At 64.4% G+C, this 3,634-nt stretch carries 6 protein-coding genes; 3 read left to right on the top strand and 3 right to left on the bottom strand.

All coding sequences use genetic code 11. The features are described 5' to 3' along the window. On the top strand, positions 1–248 hold a 248-nt coding region (locus tag A2J02_RS00880; RefSeq protein WP_156516024.1), incomplete at its 5' end, for a PASTA domain-containing protein. Between the two features lie 16 nt (positions 249–264). Here the strand turns inward: A2J02_RS00880 and A2J02_RS00885 are convergent. Both A2J02_RS00885 and A2J02_RS00890 read right to left on the bottom strand, forming a co-directional pair. Beyond that, complete coding sequence (locus tag A2J02_RS00885; RefSeq protein WP_068045567.1) at positions 265–906, bottom strand: aminodeoxychorismate/anthranilate synthase component II; 642 nt, start codon at positions 904–906, stop codon at positions 265–267. 13 nt (positions 907–919) lie between these two features. Next, the gene (locus A2J02_RS00890) at positions 920–1,666 is read right to left on the bottom strand and encodes a DUF881 domain-containing protein (RefSeq protein WP_068045561.1); all 747 of its coding nucleotides are present in this window, start codon (positions 1,664–1,666) and stop codon (positions 920–922) included. A 203-nt stretch (positions 1,667–1,869) separates the two neighbouring features. Between A2J02_RS00890 and crgA the strand changes: the two genes are divergently transcribed. Further along, complete coding sequence (crgA, locus tag A2J02_RS00895; protein WP_032396997.1) at positions 1,870–2,133, top strand: cell division protein CrgA; 264 nt, start codon at positions 1,870–1,872, stop codon at positions 2,131–2,133. Between the two features lie 36 nt (positions 2,134–2,169). Then, complete coding sequence (locus A2J02_RS00900; protein ID WP_068045564.1) at positions 2,170–2,655, top strand: PH domain-containing protein; 486 nt, start codon at positions 2,170–2,172, stop codon at positions 2,653–2,655. Positions 2,656–2,733: 78 nt separating this feature from the next. On the opposite strand, the gene A2J02_RS00905 is transcribed toward A2J02_RS00900, so the two are convergent. After that, positions 2,734–3,634: rhomboid family intramembrane serine protease (locus A2J02_RS00905; RefSeq protein WP_231911392.1), on the bottom strand; the 901-nt coding region annotated here is incomplete at its 5' end.

Consider the following 3,634-nt stretch of genomic DNA (forward strand, 5'->3'; position numbering starts at 1 on the left):
GCGTGTCGAACGGAGACAAGATCCCGATGCCGGACCTGGCCGGACTCACCGAAGCTCAGGCACTGACAGCACTGGAATCGGCAGGATGGACCGGAACCGCGTCGGACCTGTCGACGTCGAGGCAATCGACGCTCGACCCACTGATGGTCGGCCGCGTCGTGAACCAGACTCAGCCGGCAGGCTCGGAGATCAGCAAGTCCGACACCATCACCGTGAGTATCGGGGCGCTGGGTATTCCGACCGGCTAGACGCCTCGGGTCGAGCTCAGGCGAACGCCTCGGCGACCTGAGCTTCGAGCTTGGCGACGAGACCGGGGTCGGTGGGCATCCCGCAGACGGTCAGCCAGTTCGCCAACATGCGGTGTCCGCCCTCGGTGAGGATGGACTCCGGGTGGAACTGGACGCCGTGAATCGGTAGCTCGGTGTGCCTCATCGCCATGACCAGACCGGACTCGGTACGCCCGATGATCTCGAGTTCGGCCGGGATGGTGTCCTCCCGGACGGTCAGCGAGTGGTAGCGAGTGGCGGTGAAGGGCTCGTTCATGCCCTCGAGAACTCCGACGCCCGAATGGTGCACCAGACTCGTCTTGCCGTGCAGCAGTTCCGGGGCCTTCTCGACGGTGGCACCGAAGGCTGCGCCGATCGCCTGATGGCCCAGACAGACCCCGAGCAGGGGCGTCTTCGTGCGGGCGCTGGCCGAGACCAGATCCATCGTGGCACCTGCGCGCTGCGGCGTGCCCGGTCCCGGACTGAGCAGAATGCCGTCGAACCGGGCCGCGACGGCATCGCGGTCGGTGAGGCGCTCGTCGTCGTTGCGCCAGACCTCGACGTCGGCATTCAACTGACCCAGGTACTGGACGAGGTTGAAGACGAAGCTGTCGTAGTTGTCGACGACGAGAATACGCATGTGGACAGCGTACTCAGCGAGGCTGTGCATACCGCATGCGCACCGATTCGGAGTACGCGGGCACCGAGAGGTCCTCGGACACTGCGACGTCGTAGCGGAGGCCGTATCTCAGCGCGTACTGCTCGTACAACCGCACACCCGGCTCGTTCTTCAACGCCGCGCGCAGCCGATCCGAATCCCCGATCGCCGTCATCACGTACGGCGGACTGTACGTACGCCCGCCGAGCAGAAGGGTGTTCCCGATGCAGCGCGGAGCCGACGAGGCCACCAACCGTTGATCTTGCATCGCGATCGCCGACGCTCCACCGGCCCACAACGCGTTGAGCACGCTCTGAACATCGACCTGATGAACCACCAGATCGTCGACGGATGCATCGGACGCGTACGAGCCGTCCGGTCCACGGGGAGCGTCCGCCATCGTGACGGTCACACCCCCGCCGGACGCGGCCTCGCGGCCCGCCGCGTCGGCCAGGGAATCGATCCGGGCCAGTGCGTCGGCGACGTCGGTGTCGACGGACGCGGTTCGCTGCTGAATGGTGTCCACTTGCTGCTCGAGCGTGTCCCTGCTGCGCTCGGCCTCCACACTGCTGCTCTGAGCTGCATCGACGAGGTCGGCCAGTCTGGTGGTGTCCCCTCCACGGAGTTCGGCACCGTCGGATACGTGTCTGGTGGTACCGAGCAGCAGACCGACGACAGCGCACACCGCGACGGCGAGCACCCACCAACGAGTGTCGGCGGGGGCAGTCGATCGTCGTGTCACGGGTGCTCGCAATTTGTCCGGTGGGTCGGTGCTGGGCTCACCTGCGTTAGCGTGTACAGCAACCGGGTCGGTGACCGTCACGGTCCTTCAGGCGACAATAGCCTGGGGACGCGCGGCACCCGTCGATCCACAGGTTCCGATCGTCAGTTGTCCACAGGTACGGCCGCAGTGCCGCGGGCCGTCACGAACGCGAAGAGGAAGCAATGCCGAAGTCGAAGGTACGGAAGAAGAACGACTACACGATCAACCCGGCGAACCGTACGCCGGTCAAGGTCAACGCCGGACCGTCACCGGTCTGGTACGTGGTGCTGATGCTGGGATTCATGCTGGTCGGGCTGCTGTGGCTGATTGTCTACTACCTGGCTTCCGAGGACATCGCCTTCATCGGAAATCTCGGCGCCTACAACTTCCTGATCGGCTTCGGCTTCATGGTTGTCGGACTCGTCATGACCATGCGGTGGCGCTGAGAACCTGCCGAGTTACATCGATGTCATTCATCCCCAATGTGGATAAACCCTGTGGATAACTCTGAAAACGATCCACAGGGTGTGTACGAACAGCGATGGGCGACGCCCCTCATCGCCGTCGCAGCCCTGGTCGCAGGCGGAATCGCCCTCGGAATCGGTGCCGCACTCTCCTCCACCGACGCAGCCGGAACATTCCTCGTCGGACTCGCCGCCGTCGGAATGTGGATCATCGCCGCACTCGCCGCCGCACAACGCCCACGACTGGCCATCACCCACGACGGAACTCTGGTGATGAAACGCCTCGGCGGCCTACGCACGTACACCCGCAACGACATCGTGCGCGTCAAAATTGTGAAATACCCACGCCTCGGCCGACGCGTACCGATGCTCGAACTCGACATCCACCCACCCGGCGAAGACGACGATCGACTGATCATCTTCGGCAGATGGGACCTCGGAACCGACCCCCGAGACGTATACGACGCACTCGAAACCCACGGCTTGGTACCTCGAAACACCTGACCGTGCGGCCCCCCCGTGGTTACTCAATGTGACATTCAGTGGACTTTTCGGGGGTCAATGTCACATCGAGTGGACTAGCTAGAGGCCCATCTGGGCGCGCAGGTCGAGTACACGGATGGCGATGATGCCCAGGGACACCAGAGCGACGGCGATGACCGAGAGCCATGCCATGGACAGGCCGGCCCTGGTTCGTTGTAGTCCCGTGTCTCGGGTTCGGTTGGACAAGAACACCAGACCGGCGGTGGCGGCGGCTCCGGCGACGAGTCCGCCCATATGTCCCCACAGCGAGATGCTGGGGATCGAGATGCTGATGAAGATGTTCACCGCGATGATGACGAGGATGGGTGCCGGGCTTCGCTTGAGCCGCAGCAGGATGACGGCCTGTGCGCCCAGTAGACCGAAGACTGCACCGGACGCGCCGACGGTGAGCGTCAGTGGGTTCTCCAGCAGCATCACCGACGCGCTTCCTCCGAGCAAGGAGAGGAAGTAGACGACCAGGTAGCGGGTTCGACCGAGCACGAGTTCGACGTCACGGCCGATGATGTACAGCGCGAACATGTTCACGAGCAGGTGGATCGGCCCGTAGTGAACGAAGCCGCTACCGATCAGCCGGAACACGTCGCCGTCGGCGACGAGCAGGCTGTTGAGAGCCCAACCGCGGGCGAGCTCGGATCCGGATGTGTTGTTCATCGGATCGCCGGACTGCACAACCGTGATGGCATAGACGATCACGTTGACGGCGATCAGGGCGTAGGTCAGCGGAGTCCTGGCGGATCGTGCCATGGGCGCACCGGCGACGGTCTGCGCAGTGCGGACGTTCTTGTTGCCTTCTCGCACGCAGTCGACACAGTGCTGTCCGACCGCGGCGGCCTGCAGACACTGCGGGCACGCCGGCCTGCCGCAGCGCGAGCAGGCCAGACCGGTGGGGCGATCGGGATGTCGGACGCACACCGACTGGGGTGGGTTGGGCTGGTCGCCG

This window comes from Rhodococcus sp. EPR-147, assembly GCF_001647185.1.
GTDB lineage: Bacteria > Actinomycetota > Actinomycetes > Mycobacteriales > Mycobacteriaceae > Rhodococcoides.